Raw genomic sequence first — 22,991 nt, forward strand, 5'->3', positions numbered from 1 at the left:
GTTGTCAGAGGCTGCGTCAATAGGGCCGGATCGGGCTGTGGAAAAGCCCGCCGATGTGGAAAACCCGGGCCGCGTTGTTCGACCTCAGGGTGACCCCTAGGTGCCCGTACGTCTGGAGTCTGATGCCGATGCAGCTCTGCGGGGTGACGACCGGAGTGGTCCGCGTCACTACTGTCGATGTCGTGACTGTGATCGCGACCGAAAGCCTGAGCAAGCGGTTCCCCCGGGTGACCGCGCTTGACCGGCTCTCCTTGGACGTCGGACCCGGTGTGACCGGACTCGTCGGCGCCAACGGAGCCGGCAAGTCCACCATGATCAAGATCCTGCTGGGTCTGTCCCCCGCCTCCGAGGGCCGTGCCGAAGTGCTCGGGCTCGACGTCGCGACCAAGGGTGCCGCCATCCGCGAGCGGGTCGGCTACATGCCGGAGCACGACTGCCTGCCGCCGGACGTCTCGGCGACCGAGTTCGTCGTGCACATGGCCCGGATGTCCGGCCTGCCGCCCACGGCGGCCCGCGAGCGCACCGCGGACACCCTGCGCCATGTCGGCCTGTACGAGGAGCGCTACCGTCCCATCGGCGGCTACTCGACCGGCATGAAGCAGCGCGTGAAGCTCGCGCAGGCGCTGGTGCACGACCCGCAGCTGGTCTTCCTGGACGAGCCGACCAACGGCCTAGACCCGGTCGGCCGCGACGACATGCTGGGCCTGATCCGGCGCATCTACACCGACTTCGGCATCTCGGTCCTGGTCACCTCGCACCTGCTGGGCGAGCTGGAGCGCACCTGCGACCACGTGGTCGTCATCGACGGCGGCAAGCTGCTGCGGTCCAGCTCCACCACCGACTTCACCCAGACCACGACCACGCTCGCGGTCGAGGTCACCGACAGCGACGAGCACCCGGACGGCACCCGCGCGGTGCGCGAGGCACTGCACGCGCGCGGGGTGGAGGTCCTCGACTCCACGAGCGGTCTGCCGGGCGCCGGCCACATCCTGCTGCTGACCGCGCAGGGCGAGGAGACCTACGACGTCGTGCGGGACGTCGTCGCCGACCTCGGTCTCGGCCTGGTGCGCATGGAGCAGCGCAGGCACCACATCTCGGAGGTCTTCACCAGCGAGGACACGAGCGACGACCAGAAGCGGAAGGAGGCCGTCGGCCATGGCGGTTGAGCACCCGGTCACCGCCCCCTCGGGCGACCAGACCCGCATCCACAACATCGGCTACCGCAGCTACGACGGCCCCCGTCTCGGCCGCTCCTACGCCACCCGATCGCTCTACTCGCAGTCCCTGCGCGGCGCCTACGGCCTCGGCCGCTCGGTGAAGTCCAAGGTGCTGCCGATGCTGCTGTTCGTCGTGATGTGCGTGCCCGCGGCCATCATGGTCGCCGTCGCGGTCGCCACGAAGGCCAACGACCTGCCCGTCGACTACACCCGCTACGCGATCATCATGCAGGCCGTCATCAGCCTGTACGTCGCCTCGCAGGCACCCCAGTCCGTCTCGCGCGACCTGCGCTTCAAGACCGTGCCGCTGTACTTCTCGCGGCCCATCGAGACCGCCGACTACGTCCGCGCGAAGTACGCGGCGCTGGCCTCGGCGATGTTCATCCTCACCGCGGCCCCGCTGATCGTGCTCTATGTGGGCGCCCTGCTGGCCAAACTCGACTTCGCCGACCAGACCAAGGGCTTCGGGCAGGGACTCGTCTCCGTGGCGCTGCTCTCACTGCTCTTCGCCGGCATCGGCCTGGTCATCGCCTCCGTCACCCCCCGCCGCGGTTTCGGCATCGCGGCCGTGATCGCCGTGATGACCATCTCCTACGGCGCGGTCTCCACCCTCCAGGCCATCGCCGACGCCCAGGGCAGCACCTCCGCCATCCCGTGGATCGGCCTGTTCTCCCCGGTCACGCTCATCGACGGACTCCAGTCGGCGTTCCTCGGCGCGAGCTCGGCGTTCCCCGGCGCGGTAGGCCCGAGCAACGGCGAAGGGGTCGTCTACGTCCTCGCCGTCCTCGGTCTGATCGCCGCGAGCTACGGCCTCCTGCTGCGCCGCTACAAGAAGGTGGGACTGTGACCACGCTCCAGATCGACCATGTCTCCCGCTGGTTCGGCAACGTGGTCGCCGTCAACGACATCACCATGACGATCGGCCCCGGCGTCACCGGCCTGCTCGGCCCCAACGGCGCCGGGAAGTCCACCCTCATCAACATGATGGGCGGCTTCCTCGCCCCCTCCACCGGCACCGTCACCCTCGACGGACAGCAGGTGTGGCGCAACGAGGAGATCTACCGGCACATCGGCATCGTCCCCGAGCGCGAGGCGATGTACGACTTCCTCACCGGCCGCGAATTCGTCGTCGCCAACGCCGAGTTGCACGGCCTCGGCGCCAAGGCGGCCCAGCAGGCGCTGGCCACGGTCGAGATGGAGTACGCCCAGGACCGCAAGATCTCGACCTACTCCAAGGGCATGCGCCAGCGCGTGAAGATGGCCTCCGCGCTGGTCCACGACCCGTCGCTGCTGCTGCTCGACGAGCCGTTCAACGGCATGGACCCCCGTCAGCGCATGCAGCTCATGGAGCTGCTGAGGCGGATGGGCAACGAGGGCCGCACGGTCCTGTTCTCCTCCCACATCCTCGAAGAGGTCGAGCAGCTCGCCTGGCACATCGAGGTGGTCGTGGCCGGACGGCACGCGGCCAGCGGTGACTTCCGCAAGATCCGCCGCCTGATGACGGACCGCCCGCACCGTTATCTGGTGCGCTCCAGCGACGACCGTGCCCTCGCCGCAGCGCTGATCGCGGACCCGTCCACGTCCGGCATCGAAGTCGACCTGGCCGAGGGCGCGTTGCACATCCAGGCCGTGGACTTCGGCCGCTTCACCGCGCTGTTGCCCCGGGTCGCCCGCGACCACGGCATCCGGCTGCTCACGGTCTCGCCGTCCGACGAGTCCCTCGAGTCCGTCTTCTCGTATCTCGTCGCGGCGTAGGAGGCCGAAGATGTACGACCCCACAGTCGCCCGACTCACCTATCGGGCCCTGCTCGGCCGCCGCCGGGCCCTCATCCTGGGCGCGTTGCCCCTGCTGCTGATCGTGATCTCCGTGATCGTGCGCGCCCTGGTCGGCGCCGACGACCAGACCGCCTCCGACCTGCTGGGCGGGCTCGCGCTCGCCACCATGGTGCCGATCGTCGGCGTCATCGCGGGCACCGGCGCGATCGGACCGGAGATCGACGACGGCTCGGTGGTGTACCTGCTGTCCAAGCCGATCAAGCGGCCGACGATCATCTTCACCAAGCTGATCGTGGCGATCGCCGTCACGATGGTGTTCTCGGCGCTGCCCACCTTCATCGCCGGCCTGATCCTCAACGGCAACGGGCAGCAGATCGCCGTCGCCTACACGGTGGCCGCGCTGGTCTCCTCGATCGCCTACGCCGCGCTCTTCCTGCTGCTGGGCACGGTGTCCCGGCACGCGGTGGTCTTCGGGCTCGTCTACGCACTGGTCTGGGAGGCCCTGTTCGGCTCCCTGGTCGCCGGAGCGCGCACCCTGAGCGTCCAGCAGTGGTCGCTGGCCGTGGCCCACAAGGTCGCGGGCGGGGACCTGGTCACCTCGGACGTCGGACTGCCGACGGCCACGGTGCTGCTGGTCGTGGTGACCGTCCTCGCCACCTGGTACGCGGGCCAGAAGCTGCGGTCGCTGACGCTGGCGGGCGAGGAGTAACGGGCGCGGCCCCTGATGCCGGGCTTATTGACAGGGACTTCACCTTTGTCCGGGCACACTGGACAAAGGGGAATGTCCGGCTGCGAGTTGAAGGGAACGGGCATGGCAGACGACTGGGACGACCTCGTGCTGGACGAGGACTTCATACGCTCCGCCGAGACCTCGGAGCCGTCTGCCCGCGCCCGTATGCTCGCCGCCCGCTGGCGCCAGGAGTCACCCGAGCCGCAGCCCTGGCGCTCCGACGAGCCGCCCGCGGGGTGGTTCTTCAGCAAGCGCCGCAGGCGCTGGGGACGCCGGTAGTTCGAACACCCGGCCGTTTAATTCGGTGGCGCCCAACTCGGCGTACGGGCACGATGGTTGTGTTCACCACGAGCTGGGAGAGGAGCCGGACGATGTCCATGCACGACAGTACGTCCAGCTCCCGTCGGGGCAGCCGACGGAGGACTCCGGTGTAGTTACGCCACCGTCGAGTCCACCGCAGGACCTGCCCGGGGCGGCCGCTTCGAGCACGCGATGTCGCTCTCGCGTGAGGCCGCCCACCCGGAGGATTGGCCGAGTGGTAAGGCACTGGCTTGCTAAGCCAAGGTCGGGTCTGAAACGCCCGCGCACGTTCGATCCGTGCATCCTCCGCGAGACGCTGTCACCGGGACCTGGCCGGACCTCCCGGGCCGGATACGTCGAGACGTCGGGCCGTCAGCCGAGCAGTCGCTCCAGCACCACCGCGATGCCGTCCTCCTCGTTGGAGGACGTCACCTCGTCGGCGACCGCCTTGAGCTCCTCGTGGGCGTCCGCCATCGCCACCCCGTACGACGCCCACCGGAACATCGGCAGGTCGTTCGGCATGTCGCCGAAGGCGATCGTGTCCGCGGCCTTCAGGCCCAGGCGGCGGGCGGCCAGGGACAGGCCGGTCGCCTTCGACAGGCCCAGTGGGAGCAGTTCGACGATGCCGGGGCCGGCCAGCGCGACCGTGACGAAGCCGCCCGCGGCCCGTACAGAGGCCTTGGCCAGCTCGTCGTCCGACAGTTCCGGATGCTGGATGTAGATCTTGCTCAGCGGGGCCGCCCACAGGTCGGACGCGTCCGTGAACGGCACTGACGGCAGCGCGCCCGTGACCGCGTACCCCGGCCCGACCAGCACGTCTCCGTCGAGGCCGCTGCGGCTCGCCGCCAGGAACAGCGGGCCGATCTCCGCCTCGATCTTCGCGAGGGCCACCGCGGCCAGCTGCCGGTCCAACGTCACCGAGGTCAGCAGACGGTGCTCGCCGGCGTCGTACACCTGCGAGCCCTGTCCGCAGACCGCGAGGCCCTGGTAACCGAGGTCGTCGAGGATGTGCCGCGTCCAGCGGACGCCGCGTCCCGTGACGACGATGTGGGCGGCGCCCTCGGCGGTGGCCGCGGCGAGGGCGTCCCGGGTGCGCTGTGAGACCGACTCGTCGGAACGCAGCAGCGTCCCGTCGAGGTCGGTCGCGATCAGCCGGTAGGGAAAGGTCACTTGGCGACCGGCTCCAGCAGCTCCCGCCCGCCCAGGTACGGCCGCAGCACCTCGGGGACTCGGACGGACCCGTCGGCCAGCTGGTGGTTCTCCAGGATCGCCACGATGGTGCGCGGTACGGCGCACAGCGTGCCGTTGAGCGTCGCCAGCGGCTGGACCTTCTTGCCGTCGCGCATGCGGACGGACAGGCGGCGGGCCTGGAAGCCGTCGCAGTTGGAGGCCGAGGTCAGCTCGCGGTACTTGCCCTGGGTCGGGATCCACGCCTCGCAGTCGTACTTGCGGGAGGCGGAGGCACCCAGGTCGCCCGAGGCCACGTCGATGACCTGGAAGGGCAGCTCGAGGCCGGTCAGCCACTGCTTCTCCCACTCCAGGAGCCGCTTGTGCTCGTTCTCCGCGTCCTCGGGGGCGACGTAGGAGAACATCTCGACCTTGTCGAACTGGTGCACGCGGAAGATGCCACGGGTGTCCTTGCCGTAGGTGCCGGCCTCGCGGCGGAAGCACGGCGAGAAGCCGGCGTAGCGCAGCGGCAGCTGGTCGGCGTCCAGGATCTCGTCCATGTGGTACGCGGCGAGCGGGACCTCGGAGGTGCCGACCAGGTAGTAGTCGTCCTTCTCCAGGTGGTAGACGTTCTCCGCGGCCTGGCCGAGGAAGCCGGTGCCCTCCATGGCGCGCGGGCGGACCAGCGCGGGGGTGAGCATCGGTGTGAAGCCGGCCTCGGTGGCCTGCGCGATCGCCGCGTTGACGAGCGCCAGCTCGAGGAGGGCGCCGACACCGGTCAGGTAGTAGAAGCGCGAGCCGGAAACCTTGGCGCCGCGCTCGACGTCGATGGCGCCCAGTGCCTCGCCGAGCTCCAGGTGGTCCTTGGGCTCGAAGCCCTCGGCGCCGAAGTCGCGGATGGTGCCGTGCGTCTCCAGGACGACGAAGTCCTCCTCGCCGCCGACCGGGACGTCGGGGTGGACGAGGTTGCCGAGCTGGAGCAGGAGGCGCTTGGTCTCCTCGTCGGCCTCGTTCTGCTCGGCGTCGGCCGCCTTGACGTCGGCGGCCAGCTGACCGGCCTTGGCCAGCAGTTCGGCCTTCTCGTCGCCGGAGGCCCTGGGGATGAGCTTGCCGAGCGACTTCTGCTCGGAACGCAGCTCGTCGAAGCGGACGCCGGACGACCTGCGCCGCTCGTCGGCAGACAGGAGGGCGTCGACGAGGGCGACGTCCTCTCCACGGGCGCGCTGGGAGGCGCGCACTCGGTCGGGGTCCTCACGGAGCAGGCGAAGGTCAATCACGCGGTCAAGGCTACCGGTGCGGGGACAGGGCCCACGACTCACTATTACCGGACACGGTTTACGTACCGTTATGCGGTAATTGCTCACTGTGTCAATAAAAAGGAGCCCACCCCCGGGACGGGGCATGATCCAGGCACGGGGTTGACTCGACTCCCTTGTGTGGACCGGGATTTGGGCCGCGGTTGTCCACAGGGATCCACACCTTCCGAAGAGTTATCCACAGGGTGTGCGGTGGAACTGTGGATTTCGGAATTGATCACTCCGAAACCTGGGGATCATGCTGCGGATTCACGGATCAAACCACTGCTTACCCCTACTTTCGAGTGGAAAGTGGTCGCCCCAAAGGATTGCGCAAGGGAAAACAGTGGACGAAGGGTGATGTGCGCGCCGGTGGACGAGGATGAGGCCCGGAGGCCGATTTGTCGACAAGGTGGCCATACTGTGTCGACTTGTCCCCAGGTCGAGAAGCTCGCCTGTGGATAACTCCTGTGGATAACTAAAATCTGCAGGTAAGACAGGTCAGAATCGCCCGTCCTGGCACCGCGCCACCCAGTCGGCAGCCGCCATGAACTCCTGGTCCGAGGTCCCCGGAAGCGGTGCCAGCAGGTCTTCCCGTTCCTTGTCCGCACGCGGGTACGAACCGAGGAACCGCACCTCGCGGCAGATCCGCTTCAGCCCCATCAGCGCCTCCGCCACCCGGCGGTCGGTGATGTGGCCCTCGGCGTCGATGCAGAAGCAGTAGTTGCCGATACCGGCGCCCGTGGGCCGGGACTGCAACAGCATCAGGTTGATGCCGCGGGTGGCGAACTCGCCCAGCAGGTCGCGCAGGCCACCGGGGTGGTCGTCGCGCTGCCACAGCACCACGGACGTCTTGTCGGCGCCGCTCGGAGCGGCGGGGCGGGCCGGACGGCCGACCAGCACGAACCGGGTCTGGGCGTTCTCGGCGTCGTGGATCCCGGTCTCCAGCGCCTGGAGGCCGTACCGGGCGGCCGCGAACTCACCGGCGAAGGCCGCGTCGTACTGGCCCTCCTGGACCAGCCGGGCCGCGTCCGCGTTCGAGGCGGCCGACTCCCAGCGGACGTCCGGGAGGTGCTTCTTCAGCCAGTTGCGCACCTGCGGCTGGGCGGCCGGGTGCGCGGAGACCGTCTTGATGTCCGTGAGCTCGGTGCCCGGCCTGACCAGCAGCGCGAAGGTGATCGACAGCAGCACCTCGCGGTAGATCATCAGCGGGGCGCCGGCGACCAGTTCGTCGAGGGTGGTGGTGATGCCGCCCTCGACGGAGTTCTCGATCGGCACGAACGCCGCCTCGGCCTCACCCGCGCGCACCGCGTCCAGCGCGGACTGCACCGACACGTACGGGATCAGCTCCCGGGTCGCCGCCTCGGGAAGCGTCCGCAGCGCGACTTCCGTGAAGGTGCCCTCAGGGCCGAGATAGGCATAGCTGGCTGGCATGACCTCACCCTAATGGCCCTTGTGGAACGGAGCCCGCCCGTCTCACGACCGGGTGAACCGGCGTGACCTCGCCCGGCCGGGGGTGCCGCGACCGGCGCGGTCTCGTCCCACTGGCAGCCGCGAGCGGCGTGGTCTCGCCCCACCGGCAGCCGCGACCGGCATGAGCCCCGCCCGGCCGGCGGCCGCCGCCCCGCCTGACCTCACCCCGCCAGCAGCCCGCTACCCCACTAGACCCCACCCCACTAGCCCCCCAGACCTCACCCCTCCAGCAGCCGCTGCCCCACGTACTCCCCCTTCGCCGCCCCGCCCGGTACCGCGAACAGTCCGCTCGACTCGTGGCGGATGAACTGGGAGAGCGCGTCACCCCGGTCGAGCTTGCGTTGGACCGGGACGAAGCCGCGCAGTGGGTCGGCCTGCCAGCAGACGAACAGGAGTCCGGCGTCCGGCACCCCGTTCGCGTCGATTCCGTCGTGGAAGGAGAACGGGCGGCGGAGCATGGCCGCGCCCCCGTTCTGGTCGGGCCGGGTGATGCGGGCGTGTGCGTTGATCGGCACCACCAGATCGCCCTTGGCGTCCGTCTTCTCCAGGTCCATCGCGGTCGTCTCGGTGCCCCCGGACAGCGCGGCCCCGTTCGCCTTCCGGCGACCGATGACGGCCTCCTGGGCCCCGAGCGAGAGCTTCTCCCAGTCATCGAGCAGCATCCGGATCCGTCGTACGACGGCGTAGGAGCCGTTCGCCATCCACGCCGGGTCCTTCGAGCCGGACGCCGGGACGAAGATCCGCTCGTCGAAGTCGGGCTCGCTCGGTTTGGGGTTGCGGGTGCCGTCCAGCTGGCCCATGAGGTTGCGGGCCGTCATGGGACGGTCCGTGGCGCCCGGGGTGCGGTTGAAGCCGTTCATCTGCCAGCGGACCCTCGCCGCGCTGCCCGCGTCCTTCTGGATCGCGCGCAGTGCGTGGAAGGCGACCAGGGCGTCGTTCGCACCGATCTGCACCCACAGGTCGCCGTCACTGCGGGCCTTGTCGAGCTGGTCGGAGGAGAAGTCGGGCAGCGGGTCGAGGGCGACCGGACGCTGCTTCTCCAGCCCGGTCCGGGAGAAGAAGCTGTGTCCGAAGCCGAAGGTCACCGTCAGGGACGACGGCCCGGCGTCGCGGGCGACATCCGTGTCGTCGGATCCGGAAGGCTCCCCCGCCATGAGCCTGCGAGCCGTCTCCGACCAGCGGCGCAGCAGTGCCGCGGCTTCCTTGCGGCCCGCGCCGGGCGTGAGGTCGAAGGCGACGAGGTGGCCGCGTGCCTGGAGGCCCTCGGTGATGCCGGGCTGATGTTTCACGTGGAACATCACCTCGGTGCTGCCCACCGAGGTCAGCGGAGTGGCCGCGGCGGGAGCGGCCGCATAGCCCACGGCCCCGCCGGCCGCGCCGAGCACGAGCCCGGTGGCGCCGGCGGTGCCGAGCAGGGCTCGCCGTGAGATGCCCGGTCCCGACGAGGTGCTCTCGTCCGTCGAGGCGCTGTGGTCGGCGACGGGGAGGGACTGTTCAGCCATGGTGCGGGTCAGCCGATCTGCGCGTTCTTGGAGACGGTCGTCTGGTCGATGTCGGAGGTCCGCACGGTGACGGCGATCTTCCAGTCGCCGGCCATGGGGATCTGCACGTTGCTCGCCGACCAGTGGCCGGTGGTGATGTGGTCGGGGGTGATGGCCAGCGGCCCGATCTTCTTGGCCTCCAGGGTGAGTGCGACCTTCACCTCGGGGATGTCGAAGGCGCGGCCGTTGGGCCGCTGGACGTAGACGTGCATCTCGTTGCCGCCCACGCGGGCGGGGTCGATGTCGACCGTCACGACACCCTTGCCGTCCGTGCCGCCGGTGTCGAAGGACATGTCCAGGGTCACCGCCCCGGACCCGGCCTCTCCCGATGACGAGGACGAGGAAGAGGAGGCGGCCGCCTTGGCCGCCTTGGCGTCCTCCTCGGTACGGCCGGGCTCGGTCTGCGTCAGCACGGTCGTGACGGCCAGCAGTACGACCGCGACCCCCGCCTCGGCGAGCACCGAGCGGCGCAGTCCGAACCGGTGCGGATCGGCGTCCCGGGTGCGCTTCTGCCGGGCGGTGTCCATCGCGGCCTGCTGCCGGGCGAGCTGAGCGGCCCGCTTGGACCCGCCGCCCTTCGCGTCGGCGGCCTTCTTCGCGGCGCCGGAGCCCTTCGCGCCGTCGGCCGCCTTGGCGGAGCCGGAGGCACTCGCGGCCACCCGCTCCTTCTGAGGTGCCCGCTTGCCCTGTCGTACGACGGTGTCGGCCAGCTGGGCCGTCCAGCGCCGTGAGATGAAGGCGATGCCGACCAGCACCGCCACCAGCCCGATCTTGACCAGCAGCAGCTGTCCGTACCGGGTCTCGGTGAACGCCGACCAGGAGCCGAGCTGCCGCCAGGACTGGTAGACGCCGGTCGCCACCAGCGTGACCACGCTGCCGAAGGCGACCTGGGAGAACCGGCGTACGGCGGCCGACTCGATCGGTGCGTCGGAGCGGTACAGCGCGACGAGCAGCGCGGTCAGTCCGCCGAGCCAGGTGGCGACGGCGAGCAGATGGAGGACGTCGACGGGCATGGCGATGCCCGTCTGGAGTCCGACCGAGGCGTGTTCGGCCATCGCCCAGCTGGCCGCGAGTCCGGCCGCGACGACGGTCCCGCCGATCGCGAGCCCGAAGGTGAGGTCCCGCTTCTCCTCGTCCTCGCGCTTGTCGTAGGCGCCGAAGAGCACGGAGATGAACAGCGCCGCCGCCGCGAGCAGCAGCAGCCGGGAGACGAGGGCCGCACCCGACTTGGTCTGGAGCACGTTCCCGAGCAGGTCCAGGTCGAAGACGTCCCCGACCTTCCCGGAGCTCGTGTAGGAGCCGCGGAGCAGGAGCAGGAGCAGTGTGGCCGCGGTGAGCGTCAGCCAGCCGCCGACGACGAACCGCTGCATGGGCCGCACTCCGGCGCCGCGCTGCCAGCAGGCGAGCACGAAGGCGGCGCCGCCGACCAGCACGATGAAGCCGGCGTACGACAGGTACCGGCCGAAGCCGTACAGCCAGCCGACGACCCCGCCGCCCGCGGTCTCCCCGGAGACCGAGACGGAGGTGGTGGAGGGGGCGCCGACGGAGAAGGTGAAGGCGCCGGAGACGGGGTGGCTGTCGGCGGAGACGACCTGGTAGGTGACGGTGTAGGTGCCGTCGGGCAGGCCGCTGTGGACCTTCACGCCGTAGGTGGTGCCGCCGACCTCGAACGGCTTGCCCTGTTGGACGGCCTTGCCCTTGGGGTCGAGGACCCGCAGCGAGTCGCTGGACAGGGCGACCTGCTCGGAGAAGGTCAGGGAGACCTGGTCGGGTGCCTTGTCGACCACCACCCCCTGCTGGGGGTCGCTGCCGGTGAGCGCGGCGTGCGCGGAGGCGGGTCCGGCCGTGGTCAGCAGCAGGCCGGCCGTGGCCAGGAGCAGCAGCACCAGGGTCCGGACGCGGGGGGCGATGGTCTGCGTCAAGGTGGTCCCTCCCTCAGTGTCCGGTCTTGGGGACGTACGTCGCCGACTTCACCGGCATCTTCACGACGACGGGGTCGGACTGGGCGAAGTGCAGTTCGACGGTGATCGTCTGGCCCTGTTCGGGCTTGCGCTTCAGCTTGTCGAACATCAGGTGGTTGGCGCCGCTTTTGAACACGAGTTGACCGTGGGCCGGGACGGGCAGGCGGGAGACCTCCTCCATCGTGCCGCCGTTGGTCTCGTGCATCGTGATGTCGCCGTCGTCGCTGGTCACCGAGGTCAGCTCGTCCTGCGACGAGCCGGGGTTGGTGATGGTCAGGAAGCCGGCGGCCATGTCGGCGGAGACGGGCTGCGGGATGTAGGCGCCGGAGACGGTGAGGTCGTCGGCGGAGGCGTCGGAGCCGGAGCAGCCGACCAGGACGAGGGCTCCGACCAGGGCCAGGGTCCCCGCCGCGGACAGGGCGGCTGCCGACATCGCCGTACGCCTCACGGGTTCTGCCCCTTGATGATCTTGGGCAGGTCCTTGGTGTAGTCGTCGACGGTGGCGTCCTCGCCGTAGAGGACGTAACCCGCGTCGGTCTTCGGGGAGAAGGCGACGACCTGGGTGCCGTGCACCGAGACGGTCTTGCCGGTCTTCTTGTCCTTGTGGGTCGGCTCGATGGAGATGCCGAGGGTGCGGGCGGCCGCCTGGATGGTGGCGAAGTCACCGGTCAGGCCGACGAACTGGGGGTCGATGCCCTTGAGCCACTTGCCGAGCTCGGTGGGGGTGTCGCGGGCCGGGTCGGTGGTGACGAACACGACGCTCAGCTTGTCCTGCTCCGCCTTGGGCAGCTGCTTCTTCGCGACGGCGATGTTGTTCATCGTCAGCGGGCAGATGTCGGGGCAGTGGGTGTAGCCGAAGTAGATCAGGGTGGGCCTGCCCTTGGTCGCGGCCCGCAGGTCGTACTTCTTGCCCTGGGTGTCGGTGAGGACCAGGTCCGGCTTCTCGAAGGGCTGGTCGAGGACGGTGGCGGCCTTGTCCGAGCCGGCCTCCTCGGAGACCACGGAGACGGGTGAGGCGCTGTCGTCACCGCTGCCGCAGGCGGAGAGGGTCAGGGTGGCGGCTGCGACCAGGGAGGCCGCGGCGAACATCTTCTTGCGCATATCAAAATGTCCCAGATGTAAGTTTTTCAGGGTGCGCCGGGGTCGGTACGACCCCGGCGCGGATCCCGCGAGAACAGGTCAGGCGTCGGTGCGCCGGCGGCCGGCGAGCACGCCGTACGCCACGCCCAGGGCGCCGACGACGATGCCGACCACGCCGAGGACGCGGGCGGTGGTGTCACTGCTGTCACCGTCGGCGGCCTCGGTGGTCGCGGCGGCGTTCTCGGTCTTGGCGTCCGCCTCCTCGGCGGCCGTCGAGCCGTGGTGTCCGTCCTCGGAGGCCGCGGACAGGGCGAGGACGGGAGCCGGTGTCTCGGGCTCCTCCGCGCCGTCCTCCTGGACCTCGATCCAGCGCACGACCTCCTTGTTGGAGTACGTCTGGATCGCCTTGAAGACCAGTTCGTCGGCGTCCTCGGGCAGGGCGCCGATGGAGACGGGGAACTTCTCGAAGTAGCCGGGCTGGATGCCGCCGTCCTTGCCGGTGGCGGTCCAGGTGACCTTGGAGACCGCCTCGGTGATCTGTTCGCCGTGCAGCTCGAGGGGCTTGGCGAGCTTGGACTTGGTGACCTCGATCTTCCAGCCCGGCATCGGCTCCGGCATGACCGAGGCCAGCGGGTGGTCGGTCGGGAAGGTGACCTCGAGCTTGGTGGTGGAGGCGTTGTCGCGCTCGTTGGGGACCTTGAAGTCCACGACCGCGTAGCCACCCTTGGCGGCGGTCCCCTCGGCCTGCACGCTGACGTGCGCGAAGGCGGGCGAGGACAGGACGACGACGGCGGTGGCGGCGACGGCGCCGGTGACGGCGAGACGAGAAGCCTTCATGAAGGGCACTCCGGTTCGAAAAAAGGGTTCCGGTGATGAGGGATACGCGTGCGCGCACGCGCGTGCCGCACGACGGCGGCCCCTTTTTCACATCCCTCGGGAAGTGGAGTGGTGGTCGCGTCGCGTCAGGCGGCGAGAACGAGTCGGGCGGCGGTGGGCGGCCCGCGGCGGATCACCGTGTGCTGGAGTGCCGTGGTGCGCGGTCGGGGCGGCGCGCACGACGCCGTCAGCGGCGTACGCGGCCCGGCCGCGGGCGCCCCCGGCAGCCCGGCACGCAGGGCGCGCACCAGCGCGAGCGCCGCGCGCAGGGACCGTACGAGCGCCCCTTCCGCCACCGAATGCGCCGAGTACGTGGACAACTCGGCGAGGCGGAGCAGCGCCAGGTCTCCGCGCCGCAGCAGCCAGCCGGCGGCGACGGCCGCGAGGACGTGGCCGAGGATCATGGGGAGGGACGGCAGCAGCGCGAGGGCGGAGGAACCGGAGGACCCGGTCATGGCGTGCGCCGCGCCGGCCCCGGTCCCAGTACCCGTCCTGACACCAGTCCCCGGCGCGGGATACAGCCGGGCCTCGACGAGGAGCCGCTGTGCCTGGGCCGGGCTGATCGCCGCCGCGGTGGTTCCGCACAGCAGCCGTGCGGCCTGCTGGACCAGCGCGGCGTCGGACGTCTGCGGCATCGACGACATCGTCATCGTGGCCGTACCGTGCTGCCCCATCCCGAACAGCACGTGCAGCACGGTCTGTCCGGCTGCGAGCAGGGTCGCGATGCCGCCGAGCGAGCGCTCCCGCCCGGCGAGCGGTGCCACGACCAGAACGGCCCCCACGAACCCGGCGCCGAGCGTCCACAGCGGGACGGTGGCGCAGGAGGCGATCGCGTGACCGGCCGCGGCCAGCACGACGCAGACCGCGGCGAACACCGCGGCCCGCAGAACCCGGAGACCCGCTCCGGAACGCGCGTGGGGGGCAGTCATGGCGGGCTCATCATCGCACTGGGCCCAGCGGCGCCATACGGCAGGTCCACAAGATGACGTACGGGGCATACGACCGGAAGGTCACTTCTGGTGCACGCTGCCCCACATACACCGTCCATCGCGCCCCGCGCATCGCCCATATGGGCGGCATCACGTCCACGATGCGCTTACACCCGGGCGCACGCGGCAATACGTAACGGTATGTCGAGCCGCGGCCAGGAGGCAGCAGCATGAGCATCTGGTGGTCACTCCATCTGCGGCGCGAGGCTGCGAGCGTGCCGCTCGCCCGGCGCCTGCTGCTCGGCACCATGGAGACCGCGGGCGTCGACCCGGACGTCTCGTACGACCTCTCCCTCGCCCTCAGCGAGGCCTGCGCCAACGCGGTGGAGCACGGCGGACAGCAGGACTCCTCGACGGCGTACCGGGTCACCGCCTACCTCGACGGCGAGAAGTGCCGTATCGAAGTCACCGACTCCGGCCCCGGATTCGCCCGCCCCCAGCCGGTCCAGCCGCTGCGCCCCGTCCCCGGCGAGGCCGAGAACGGCCGGGGCCTGTGTCTCATCCAGGAACTCGCCGACCACGTCCACATCGGCAACAAGCCGGGCCGCCGCGGGGCCGTGGTGAGCTTCGACAAGATCCTGAAGTGGAAGAAGGACGCCCCGCTGATGGCGGTGTGACCCGACGTCACGGCTCAGGGCCGGCCGGGTCCGCGTACCGCCCGGTGCCGGTCGCACCGACCGGGCCGCTCGTTCTGTCGCCTCAGTCATCGGAACGCCGGGCCGCGGGGGACCGCCGATGGCGTTGACGGTGTGCGCGAAGGACGGCCGGCGGCTGTCGGTCGAGGAGCGGGGGGACCCCGCGGGCCGCCCGGTGTTCCTGCTGCACGGCACCCCGGGGAGCCGGCTCGGCCCCGCCCCCCGGCCGTCCGTCCTCTATCGCATGGGCGTCCGGTTGATCACGTTCGACCGTCCCGGATACGGCGGCTCGGACCGCAGCGAGGGCCGCAGGGTCGGCGCGGCCGCCGAGGACGTACGTCTGATCGCCGACGCGCTCGGGATCGGCAGGTTCGGGGTGGTGGGCCGCTCCGGGGGCGCTCCGCACGCGCTGGCCTGCGCGGCACTGCTCCCGGAGCGCACGGCGCGGACCGCGGCGCTGGTCGGGCTCGCCCCTCCGGACGCCGCCGATCTCGACTGGTTCGCCGGTATGACCGAGGCCAACGTCCGCGCCTACCTGAGCGCGGCCGCGGGCCGGCACCGGCTGACCGCCGCGCTGGGCCGGCGCTCGCTGACGATCCGCGCCGATCCCGCGGCCACCGTCGCCGAGATGCGCGGCGTGCTGCCGGAGTCCGACCGCCGGATCGTCGCGGACGCCGGCATCCAGGCCATGCTGGAGCGCAACTTCGCCGAGGGGCTGCGCAGCTCCGCGGACGGCTGGGTGGACGACGTGATGGCGTTCAGCACGGGCTGGGGTTTCGACCTCTCGGACATCACCGCCCCCGTCGTCCTGTGGCACGGCGAGGAGGACATCTTCGCCCCGGTCGAACACACCCGCTGGCTCGGCCGCACCATTCCCGGCGCCCTCGTCGAGGTCGAACCCGGCGCGGCCCACTTCGGCGCCCTCCGCGTCATGACCCGGTTCATCGGCTGGGCCTCCCATCAGGACGAGGAGGGGTGACGACGGCCGCCCCGACCGGCGGGCGGAACACCGGCGGCACTCACTGCGGACCGCCGGCTCGCCCACCGGCTCTCACACCTGCTGCGGCTCCAGATCCCGGTCGATGCGGCGCCACTCCGTCGTCGCCTCGCTCAGGGGATGCGTCTCGCCCAGCCGTCGGACCAGTTCGGTCTCCGCGTCCCGGTGGAGCTCGGTGGCCTCCTCGTCGTGGCCCAGGGCACGGAGGGTGATCGCGAGGTTGGCCATGGCGGCGAGGGTGTCGGGATGGGTGGGCCCGAGCCGCCTGCGCAACCCCGCCACGGCGAGGCGCTCCCCGCGCTCGGCCTCTTCGAGTCGACCGAGGTCGGCGAGGGCGTTGGCCAGGCTGGTCCCCGCGCCGAGGGTGGCCGGGTGGTCGTTGCCGAGGGCCTGGGCGAGGGCGGTGCGGGCCTGTTCCGCCAGTTCGGCGGCCGTCCCGGTCTCACCGAGCGCCCGGTGACAGATCGCCAGGTTGTGGACGCAGAACATCGTGAACGGATGATCCGGCCCGAAGGAGTTCCGGTACCCCTCCAGTACCTCGGTGATCTGCCGTACCGCCCGCCGCGCCCCCTGCTCGGGATCGGTCGCGAGAAGGTCGGCGGCGAGGTTGAGACCGCAGGCCAGCTCCTCGGGAAGGGAGCGGCCGTACCGGTCCCGGTGGCGCCTGTGGGTCTCCCAGGTCCGCTCGCTCAGGTGCAGCGCCTCCGCGAGCCGGCCCGCCTTGCGCAGCGACACCGCGAGGCTCTTGTCGACCCGCAGCACCTCCGGCACATACGGGTGGAGCACCTGCCCGAACAGCTCCCGCACCTCCCGCAGGAGCCCCGCCGACTCCTCGTACTCGCCGAGTTCGCGCAGGTCGCGGGCGTAGTGGCTGCGGCTGATGAGGGTGTGCGGATGCAGCGGGCCCAACAGTGCGGTACGACGGCACGCCGTGTCCTCGTCGAGCCGCCGGGCGGCCTCGCTGTCCCCGGTGAGGCGGTAGTCGACGGCGAGGTTGTCGGCGGAGCTCAGGGTCCGCGGGTGGTCCTCGCCGAAGATCTCGCAGAGTCCGCGGTGGATGCGCCGGTCAAGACGCAGTGCCTCGTCGAAGCGGCCGAGCGCCCGCAGGTCCGCGGCCACACTGCCGGAGGTGATCAGCAGGGACGGGTGGCCCTCGTCGAGGAACCTCCGCTGCCGGGCGAGCGTGTCCTCGTCCAACTCCCGCGCGGCCCGGTAATCGCCCTGCGAGCGCAGGACGTTGGCCAGCTCCAACCGCAGGCTGAGGATCTGCCGGTCGTCGGAGTCCGCGAACTCGGTGCTCCAGAACTCGTGGAGCCGGGTACCCAGCGTGCGGGCGAGGTGCAGTTCACCGCGCTTCCACAGGTAGCGGACGCGGTCCACCATCAGCTGCCGCGGCTCCTCCTCCGCGCACGCATGGATTCCGGAGGGGACGAGGTGTGGCCAGATCACCTCGAACTCGGGCCACTTGGCGGGGTCGTCCACCGCGTCCTCGGGCGGCCGTACGGCGACGAGGACGCGGTGCACCTCGTGGCGGGTCTCCTCGGCCACCCGCGCATCCATGCCGTCGCGCACCGCGGCCTGCACCAGCCGGTGCACCTGGAGGGAGTTGTCGGTGGAGTCGACCTTGGCCAGTGCGAACCGGTTCAGCGCCTGGGTGACCTTGCCGAGCATGTAGCGGGCGCGCAGGTCCTTGTCGTACGGCAGCAGGGCCCTGATCATGGCGTCGGAGCCGATCAGGGTCATCGAGATCGGTTCGGCGGACAGAAAACTGCACAGCTCCAGCAGCCGGGCCGCCGCCGGGGACTCGTGGCGCAGCCGGGTCACCGAGATGTTCCAGGTGGCACCCACGGACGACGGGTACTCCACCGCGTCGACGGCGGCCTTCACCGACAGCACCTTGGTGCTCTGCTCCCGCAGCTGTTCGACGTACTCGCCGACGGGCGTCGCTGTCGCCTCCAGCCAGGCCGCCGCGACCTCGATGGCCAGCGGCAGATCGCCGACCGCCTCGGCGACCAGAGTGGCGTCCGCCTCTCCCAGCCCCGGCACCCGCCCGGTGAGGTGCTCGACGCTCTCCTCCCGCGTGAACACCCCCACCTCCACCGGCTGCACCTGGGTCGAGCCGGGCTTGGTGCGGGTGGTGACCAGCAGATGCCCGTAGACCTCGTCCGGAACCGGCGCGGTCTCCTCGGCGAACCGGTTCAGGATCAGGTCCAGGTCCTCCACGTTGTCGAAGACCAGCAGCCACCTCTTGTACGGCCGTCCGGCCCGGAGTGCCTGTAACGCGGCCAGGGCGGCCTCGTTGACGTCGTCGCCGGTGCGCAGGGCGAGCCGCCGTGCGAGGTCGGCGAGCTTGGGCGGGACCAGGTCGGGCTGTTCGACGTCGACCCACCACACCAGGTCGTAGTCGGGCTTGAAGCGGTTGGCGTACTCCCGCGCGAGCTGTGTCTTGCCGACGCCCCCGAGACCGTGCAGCACCTGCGGCAGCCGCATGCCGCCGGGCCCGGAGACGAACTGCCGGCGCACCTGCTCCAGGATCGTCGAACGGCCGGTGAAGTACCGGTAGCGGGGCTGGACGTTGGAGACGCTCGTGCTGGTGTCGGGGAAGCGCACACCGTGCGGGCGGGGGGTCGGCTGCGGTGCACCGGGACGGTCCAGCCCGGTCAGCAGCGTGCCGGCGGCGGTGTCCTCGTCCAGGCGCACCAGGTCGATGGTGCTGCCCCGGCCGGCGTACGGGATCTGCCGCACGTCCCCGACCCGCAGCGCCACGGGCTGGTGTTCGGCCGAGCCGCCCGAGTGCACGGCGGCCTCCCAGGCGGCCTGCGCGGTGCGGGAGCCGAGGAACGCGGGGGAGACCACGGCGAGCACCCGGTGCCGGCCGTCCGGCAACGACTCGGCGCCGACCTCCAGGGTGGTCATCGACCGTACGTCCTGGGAGACCACCTCGAACCCCGCCTCGAGCAACACCCCCTCCAGCCACTCCGCCCACATCCGGTCCTCGGAGACGTACCGCAGCAACAGCTTCGACGGCGGCAGGGGGCGGCGCCGGGTGTACGCCGAGAGGTACTGGTTGCGCCTGGCTTCGTTCAGGGGCGGCAGGGAGGTCACCCGGCCCCCGGTGACGACGGAGGTCAGCCGCTCGCAGGCGCTCAGCATGGAGCCGGCGACCTGGGGCGGGTCACCGAACGGGGCGAGGATCTCCTCGTAGGCGTAGTAGGGGCGGTACGGGATCTCCACCGACCCCCAGTAGGCGGCGAGTTCGTCGGCGTCCATGCCGTGGGGAAGACCGTCGAAGCGCTCGCGCGCGAGGGCCCGGCCGGCGTCGGCCTTGTCCCGCTCGCCGTCGTCGATGCGCATGGCGACCGGCAGGACGCGGATGCCCTTGTCGCCGTAGAGCTCCTCGATGTGCCGGGCGACGGCGGCGGCGCCCTCGATGCTCTGGTCGCTGAGGGTGTAGCAGACGACCAGGGTGCCGGGCATCTGCACGGTGCAGATGTCGGCGAGGTCGCTGTGGCCGGTCCGGCTGTCGATCAGGGTGAAGTCGTAGTGCCGCTCCATGTCCTCACGCATCGCGTCGAAGAACTGCCCGCCGCCGTAGTCGCTGTAGAAGCTGTCCCAGTCCATGTTGCCGACGAGCGGGTAGTCGCGGTGGCGCCTTCCGGCCGACAGGAAGTCCAGGTAGCCGGGCTCGGGGAAGGTCCAGTCCAGGGTGAGGGCGTGGGGGCGGACCCGGGCGTAGGCGCGGTGCCAGTCCGGCTCGCGGTCGGGAAGGTCGCGCAGCGCCTCACGGCGGTAGTCGTCTATCAGGTTGACCAGGCCAGGGGTGGCCTGCAGCAAGGAGGGCCTCAGGAACGGGTGGAAGAACCTGTGCAGTCCCGGGGCCTCCAGGTCCCAGTCGACGGCGAGCACCCGGTGTCCGTTGGCGGCCAGGATCCAGGCCACGTTGGCGAGCGCCATCGTCCGGCCGGTGCCGCCCTTGTACGAGTAGAAGGTGATCACTGAACCCTTGCGGTTCCCGGTCATGGAGCCCTCCGCCGTATCGGGGCTTCAGTGTAGGAACCATCGCCTCAAGGCGGGAGGAATGCGGCGAAGCCGGTCACGGCCGTCGTGCGGCCGCGCGCTCCTTGTGGTCCGCCGCCGTTTCCCGGGCCGCTGTCGAGGCGTCCGGGCTCACCGGGTCGCTCAGCCGGGCCGTGACGGTGTCGCCCATGGCTGTCACGAAGCGCTCGCCCAGCGGGGTCAGGGCGCCTGAGGCGAGCAGGGTGTCCACCGCTTCCGCGGTCTGCTCACGCCAACGGGCGAAACGGACCTCCGCGTCGTACGCCTCGTCGCCGTGCGCGGTGCGGTGGCGCGCGCGCCAGTAGTCGACGACGGCGATGTGTGCGTACGTCCCCTGCAACAGGCCCTCCAGCGGCCGCGAGTCGGGCCGCCAGGGGGCGTAGAACAGCTGCTCGCAGGCCGGATCGTAGAGGTCCGCGCGATCGAACACGGCGCCCAGCTTGACGTGCTGGAACTCGTGGACCAGCAGACACGCCAGGGTTTCCGGCGTGCCGGGCCGGGCGATGGCGACCGCGCCGAAGGCGTCCCGGGCCGCCGAGCTGATGTCCGCTCCCGCGGCGGACTCCCGCAGCGGGGTGACGACGCTCAGTCCCGCGGCGAGTCCGGGCGCGTACGCGGGCAGTTCACGCTGGATCCACTCCCACGCGCCGGCGAGGTCCTGGTGCCAGGCCTCGGCCGCCGAGGCGGTCAGCCGCCCCGTCACGGGATAGCCGTGCTGGTCCCTCCAGGGGTCCGTGTCCTCCAGGGCGACGGACCAGCCCGGCAGTTCGAACCGGCGCAGGGCCAGCCAGGCGGGGTCCGCAGCGGACCCGGGGCCCACGAGGTGCTGGCGCCCCTGGACCCGGACCGTGAAGCTCCCGTCGCCGTTCCCGGTGACCCGCGCCTCCGTCGCCTCGTCCACGGCCACCGCGCCCAGGGTCGGCAGCCGCAGCACCCCCGCGTGGATCGGTACGGTCACGGTTCCGGCACGTCCGGCCCGCAGCAGGGCGGCCGCGGCGAGCTCCGCCACCCCGCGCATCGCGATCCGCCCGGCCTTCTCGCCGCCGCGCAGGACGCGCTGGGCCCACGGGCGCAGATAGGGGTGGGCCAGGACCATGTCCACCGATTCGGGGGCCTCGCTGTCGAGGGCCGCGAGGGTCTCCCAGGCCGCCGCGCCGGTCGCGCTGTGCGTGCTCTCGTGCACGACGGCGGCGAGGAGCTCACGGTTGACGGTCAGCTCGTGCCGGGTCAGCTGGGCCACCGCCTCGGTGCCGCCGAGACCGGCGGCGATCTCGTCGAAGTGGCCGTCGTCCAGGTGGAGTTCGGGCATCGGTGTCCTCTGCTCCTCCCGGTCGCGGATCCCGGTGACGAGCTGTTTCAGGTCGGCGCAGTAGACCGACGGATTCATGAACCCGCTGCCGCCGTCCGCCGAGTGGTAGCGGTGCGCGTACAGCCCGCCGCCGCACGAGCGCACGACCGGGCAGCCCCGGCACGTCTCGCACAGCCCCTCCAGGCCCTGCTGCCGGGCCTGGATGCCGGGGTGGACGGCCATCTCGTCCAGGGAGTTGGCCGTCACGTTCATGCCGGTGCCGGGCGCCCCGTCGTAGGCGGTCTTCAGCGAGTCCGCCTGTTCGAGCGCGCCGTCGGTCTCGATGACCGCGAGTTCCACCGGGGCCAGCCCGAGGGACTCGGTGAGGCTGCTCGCGCCGCGCAGGGTGCGCAGCACGGAGTCGAGGACCCGGACACCCATGGGCCGGCCGGCGGCGGTCCAGCGGTCGTGGACGCGCAGCAGCCAGTCGCCGTACGGGGTGGCCGAGTTGCCGGGGCGGGGCGGGGGCTCGTCCCAGGTGGCGTGGGGGAGCAGGAAGTCGATGCGGGGCGGCGCGAGGGCGGCGAGGGCGTCGTAGACGGTGACGGGGTCGTTGCGCAGGTCGACCGTGCAGAGCAGTCCGGCGTAGAGGTGCCGGTAGCGGGGGCCGCGCAGCAGGTCGATCGCGCGCAGGACCTGGGTGTGACTGCTGTGGCCGTTGCGGTAGCGGCGGTGCAGGTCGTTGGCGGCGCGGTCGCCGTCGAGGGAGACACCGACCTTGATGTCGAACTCCGCGAACAGCTCGCAGAACTGCTCGTCGAGGGTGACGCCGTTGGTGTGGACGCGCAGGTCGAGGGCGCAGACACCGGACAGGGCGGTGGCCAGGCTCTGCGCCGCCAGACGGAGTTTGTCCCGGCCGGCGAGGAGGGGTTCCCCGCCGTGCAGGACGACGTGCACGGTGTCGAGCCGGTGGGTGCGGGCGTGTTCGGCGATGCGCTTGGCGGTGATCTCGAGCACGTCGTCCGAGACCACCGCGGGGCGGTCCCGCCAGCTCTGGTCGGCGTGCTCGTAGACGTAGCAGTGATCGCAGGCGAGATCACAGCGGCTGTGCATCTTCAGCACGAACTGGCTGAGCGGGTGCGGCGACCCGGTCATCGGCGCGGGGCGCGATTCATCGTGAGGAAGACCTGGTCAGACGGCTGACTGGAAGGCGGCCACCGGGATGCGCGAGGCCGTCTGGTCCGGGGTGCCCTGCCATACGACCCGCTTGAGCACGTCGGACCGGGGGTTGTGCGCCCGCGCCGCGAGCAGCCGTACCAGCAGGCCCCGTTCGTCGGTGGCGGGCTTCTTCGTGGACTCTTCGGCCGGGATGGTGACGGGCTTATCCATGGACGAACCTCGATCTTCCGTGCGCCCGTTGACGGGGCGAATGGACAGGAGTCGGAGTACCGGAGCGGATGCTAAGGGCATCTGGAGCACCTCGCACGGCGAAGTGCTCGTGAGTGTGAAAGACCCCGGACGACGGATCGTGGGTTGACATGCAATCACACGGCGGGCGGGGACGGGGTCGATCACGGTTCTCAGCCCCCGCACAGCCTTCCCCCAACCTA

Annotated in this window: 19 protein-coding genes and 1 tRNA gene; 8 read left to right on the plus strand and 12 right to left on the minus strand. The window is 70.9% G+C overall.

The window, feature by feature from the left end:
* The first annotated feature begins 188 nt into the window (after positions 1-188).
* The 6 genes from OHN19_RS21725 to OHN19_RS21750 all read left to right on the plus strand — a co-directional run bounded on the left by OHN19_RS21725 (position 189) and on the right by OHN19_RS21750 (position 4,332).
* Positions 189-1,166: an ABC transporter ATP-binding protein gene (locus tag OHN19_RS21725; RefSeq protein WP_330269672.1), complete on the plus strand. Its 978-nt coding sequence runs from the start codon at positions 189-191 to the stop codon at positions 1,164-1,166.
* On the plus strand, positions 1,156-2,064 hold the full coding sequence (locus tag OHN19_RS21730) for an ABC transporter permease subunit (RefSeq protein ID WP_123761843.1): 909 nt from the start codon (positions 1,156-1,158) through the stop codon (positions 2,062-2,064). The genes OHN19_RS21725 and OHN19_RS21730 overlap by 11 nt, the downstream gene beginning before the upstream one ends.
* Complete coding sequence (locus OHN19_RS21735) at positions 2,061-2,972, plus strand: ABC transporter ATP-binding protein (protein WP_330265786.1); 912 nt, start codon at positions 2,061-2,063, stop codon at positions 2,970-2,972. Before OHN19_RS21730 ends, OHN19_RS21735 begins: the two co-directional genes overlap by 4 nt.
* Positions 2,973-2,982: 10 nt before the next feature.
* The gene (locus OHN19_RS21740) at positions 2,983-3,702 is read left to right on the plus strand and encodes an ABC transporter permease (protein ID WP_330265787.1); all 720 of its coding nucleotides are present in this window, start codon (positions 2,983-2,985) and stop codon (positions 3,700-3,702) included.
* Positions 3,703-3,804: 102 nt separating this feature from the next.
* Positions 3,805-4,002 carry a hypothetical protein gene (locus OHN19_RS21745; RefSeq protein WP_330265788.1) on the plus strand — a complete coding sequence of 66 codons (198 nt, stop codon included), beginning with the start codon at positions 3,805-3,807 and terminating at the stop codon, positions 4,000-4,002.
* Positions 4,003-4,244: 242 nt separating this feature from the next.
* Positions 4,245-4,332, plus strand: a tRNA-Ser gene (locus OHN19_RS21750).
* 63 nt (positions 4,333-4,395) lie between these two features.
* Here the strand turns inward: OHN19_RS21750 and OHN19_RS21755 are convergent.
* The 9 genes from OHN19_RS21755 to OHN19_RS21795 all read right to left on the minus strand — a co-directional run bounded on the left by OHN19_RS21755 (position 4,396) and on the right by OHN19_RS21795 (position 14,345).
* Entirely contained in the window at positions 4,396-5,193 is a 798-nt protein-coding gene (locus tag OHN19_RS21755) for an HAD family hydrolase (protein WP_330265789.1), read from the minus strand.
* On the minus strand, positions 5,190-6,467 hold the full coding sequence (gene serS / locus OHN19_RS21760; RefSeq protein ID WP_330265790.1) for a serine--tRNA ligase: 1,278 nt from the start codon (positions 6,465-6,467) through the stop codon (positions 5,190-5,192). Before serS ends, OHN19_RS21755 begins: the two co-directional genes overlap by 4 nt.
* A gap of 519 nt (positions 6,468-6,986) precedes the next feature.
* Complete coding sequence (gene pheA, locus OHN19_RS21765) at positions 6,987-7,919, minus strand: prephenate dehydratase (RefSeq protein WP_330265791.1); 933 nt, start codon at positions 7,917-7,919, stop codon at positions 6,987-6,989.
* Positions 7,920-8,176: 257 nt separating this feature from the next.
* A complete protein-coding gene (gene efeB, locus OHN19_RS21770; protein ID WP_330265792.1) occupies positions 8,177-9,460 on the minus strand; it encodes an iron uptake transporter deferrochelatase/peroxidase subunit in 1,284 nt (427 codons plus the stop codon).
* A gap of 8 nt (positions 9,461-9,468) precedes the next feature.
* Positions 9,469-11,421, minus strand: coding sequence for a copper resistance CopC/CopD family protein (locus OHN19_RS21775; RefSeq protein ID WP_330265793.1), 1,953 nt, complete (start codon positions 11,419-11,421; stop codon positions 9,469-9,471).
* Between the two features lie 13 nt (positions 11,422-11,434).
* A complete protein-coding gene (locus OHN19_RS21780) occupies positions 11,435-11,893 on the minus strand; it encodes a copper chaperone PCu(A)C (protein ID WP_330269673.1) in 459 nt (152 codons plus the stop codon).
* An 11-nt stretch (positions 11,894-11,904) separates the two neighbouring features.
* The gene (locus OHN19_RS21785) at positions 11,905-12,561 is read right to left on the minus strand and encodes an SCO family protein (RefSeq protein WP_330265794.1); all 657 of its coding nucleotides are present in this window, start codon (positions 12,559-12,561) and stop codon (positions 11,905-11,907) included.
* A 78-nt stretch (positions 12,562-12,639) separates the two neighbouring features.
* On the minus strand, positions 12,640-13,377 hold the full coding sequence (locus OHN19_RS21790; protein ID WP_330265795.1) for a YcnI family protein: 738 nt from the start codon (positions 13,375-13,377) through the stop codon (positions 12,640-12,642).
* 125 nt (positions 13,378-13,502) lie between these two features.
* Positions 13,503-14,345 carry a hypothetical protein gene (locus OHN19_RS21795; protein ID WP_330265796.1) on the minus strand — a complete coding sequence of 281 codons (843 nt, stop codon included), beginning with the start codon at positions 14,343-14,345 and terminating at the stop codon, positions 13,503-13,505.
* A gap of 230 nt (positions 14,346-14,575) precedes the next feature.
* Here OHN19_RS21795 and OHN19_RS21800 point away from each other — a divergent pair, with 230 nt between their 5' ends.
* Both OHN19_RS21800 and OHN19_RS21805 read left to right on the plus strand, forming a co-directional pair.
* On the plus strand, positions 14,576-15,022 hold the full coding sequence (locus OHN19_RS21800; RefSeq protein WP_330265797.1) for an ATP-binding protein: 447 nt from the start codon (positions 14,576-14,578) through the stop codon (positions 15,020-15,022).
* A gap of 118 nt (positions 15,023-15,140) precedes the next feature.
* Entirely contained in the window at positions 15,141-16,019 is an 879-nt protein-coding gene (locus tag OHN19_RS21805) for an alpha/beta fold hydrolase (protein WP_330265798.1), read from the plus strand.
* Between the two features lie 72 nt (positions 16,020-16,091).
* On the opposite strand, the gene fxsT is transcribed toward OHN19_RS21805, so the two are convergent.
* The 3 genes from fxsT to OHN19_RS21820 all read right to left on the minus strand — a co-directional run bounded on the left by fxsT (position 16,092) and on the right by OHN19_RS21820 (position 22,770).
* Positions 16,092-20,057 (minus strand): FxSxx-COOH system tetratricopeptide repeat protein, encoded by a 3,966-nt coding sequence (gene fxsT / locus OHN19_RS21810; RefSeq protein ID WP_330265799.1) that lies wholly within the window; start codon positions 20,055-20,057, stop codon positions 16,092-16,094.
* A gap of 73 nt (positions 20,058-20,130) precedes the next feature.
* Entirely contained in the window at positions 20,131-22,536 is a 2,406-nt protein-coding gene (locus OHN19_RS21815) for an FxsB family cyclophane-forming radical SAM/SPASM peptide maturase (protein WP_330265800.1), read from the minus strand.
* A 36-nt stretch (positions 22,537-22,572) separates the two neighbouring features.
* Positions 22,573-22,770 (minus strand): FXSXX-COOH protein, encoded by a 198-nt coding sequence (locus tag OHN19_RS21820; RefSeq protein WP_330265801.1) that lies wholly within the window; start codon positions 22,768-22,770, stop codon positions 22,573-22,575.
* Positions 22,771-22,991: the final 221 nt, after the last annotated feature.

It is taken from the genome of Streptomyces griseorubiginosus (assembly GCF_036345115.1).
GTDB lineage: Bacteria > Actinomycetota > Actinomycetes > Streptomycetales > Streptomycetaceae > Streptomyces > Streptomyces griseorubiginosus_C.

Coding starts and splice junctions, on each gene's coding strand:
- OHN19_RS21730 (WP_123761843.1), top strand. CDS start 1,156: ATGGCGGTTGAGCACCCGGTCACCGCCCCCTCGGGCGACCAGACCCGC.
- OHN19_RS21740 (WP_330265787.1), top strand. CDS start 2,983: ATGTACGACCCCACAGTCGCCCGACTCACCTATCGGGCCCTGCTCGGC.
- OHN19_RS21745 (WP_330265788.1), top strand. CDS start 3,805: ATGGCAGACGACTGGGACGACCTCGTGCTGGACGAGGACTTCATACGC.
- pheA (WP_330265791.1), bottom strand. CDS start 7,919: ATGCCAGCCAGCTATGCCTATCTCGGCCCTGAGGGCACCTTCACGGAA.
- efeB (WP_330265792.1), bottom strand. CDS start 9,460: ATGGCTGAACAGTCCCTCCCCGTCGCCGACCACAGCGCCTCGACGGAC.
- OHN19_RS21780 (WP_330269673.1), bottom strand. CDS start 11,893: ATGTCGGCAGCCGCCCTGTCCGCGGCGGGGACCCTGGCCCTGGTCGGA.
- OHN19_RS21785 (WP_330265794.1), bottom strand. CDS start 12,561: ATGCGCAAGAAGATGTTCGCCGCGGCCTCCCTGGTCGCAGCCGCCACC.
- OHN19_RS21790 (WP_330265795.1), bottom strand. CDS start 13,377: ATGAAGGCTTCTCGTCTCGCCGTCACCGGCGCCGTCGCCGCCACCGCC.
- OHN19_RS21795 (WP_330265796.1), bottom strand. CDS start 14,345: ATGACTGCCCCCCACGCGCGTTCCGGAGCGGGTCTCCGGGTTCTGCGG.
- OHN19_RS21800 (WP_330265797.1), top strand. CDS start 14,576: ATGAGCATCTGGTGGTCACTCCATCTGCGGCGCGAGGCTGCGAGCGTG.
- OHN19_RS21805 (WP_330265798.1), top strand. CDS start 15,141: ATGGCGTTGACGGTGTGCGCGAAGGACGGCCGGCGGCTGTCGGTCGAG.
- fxsT (WP_330265799.1), bottom strand. CDS start 20,057: ATGACCGGGAACCGCAAGGGTTCAGTGATCACCTTCTACTCGTACAAG.
- OHN19_RS21815 (WP_330265800.1), bottom strand. CDS start 22,536: ATGACCGGGTCGCCGCACCCGCTCAGCCAGTTCGTGCTGAAGATGCAC.
- OHN19_RS21820 (WP_330265801.1), bottom strand. CDS start 22,770: ATGGATAAGCCCGTCACCATCCCGGCCGAAGAGTCCACGAAGAAGCCC.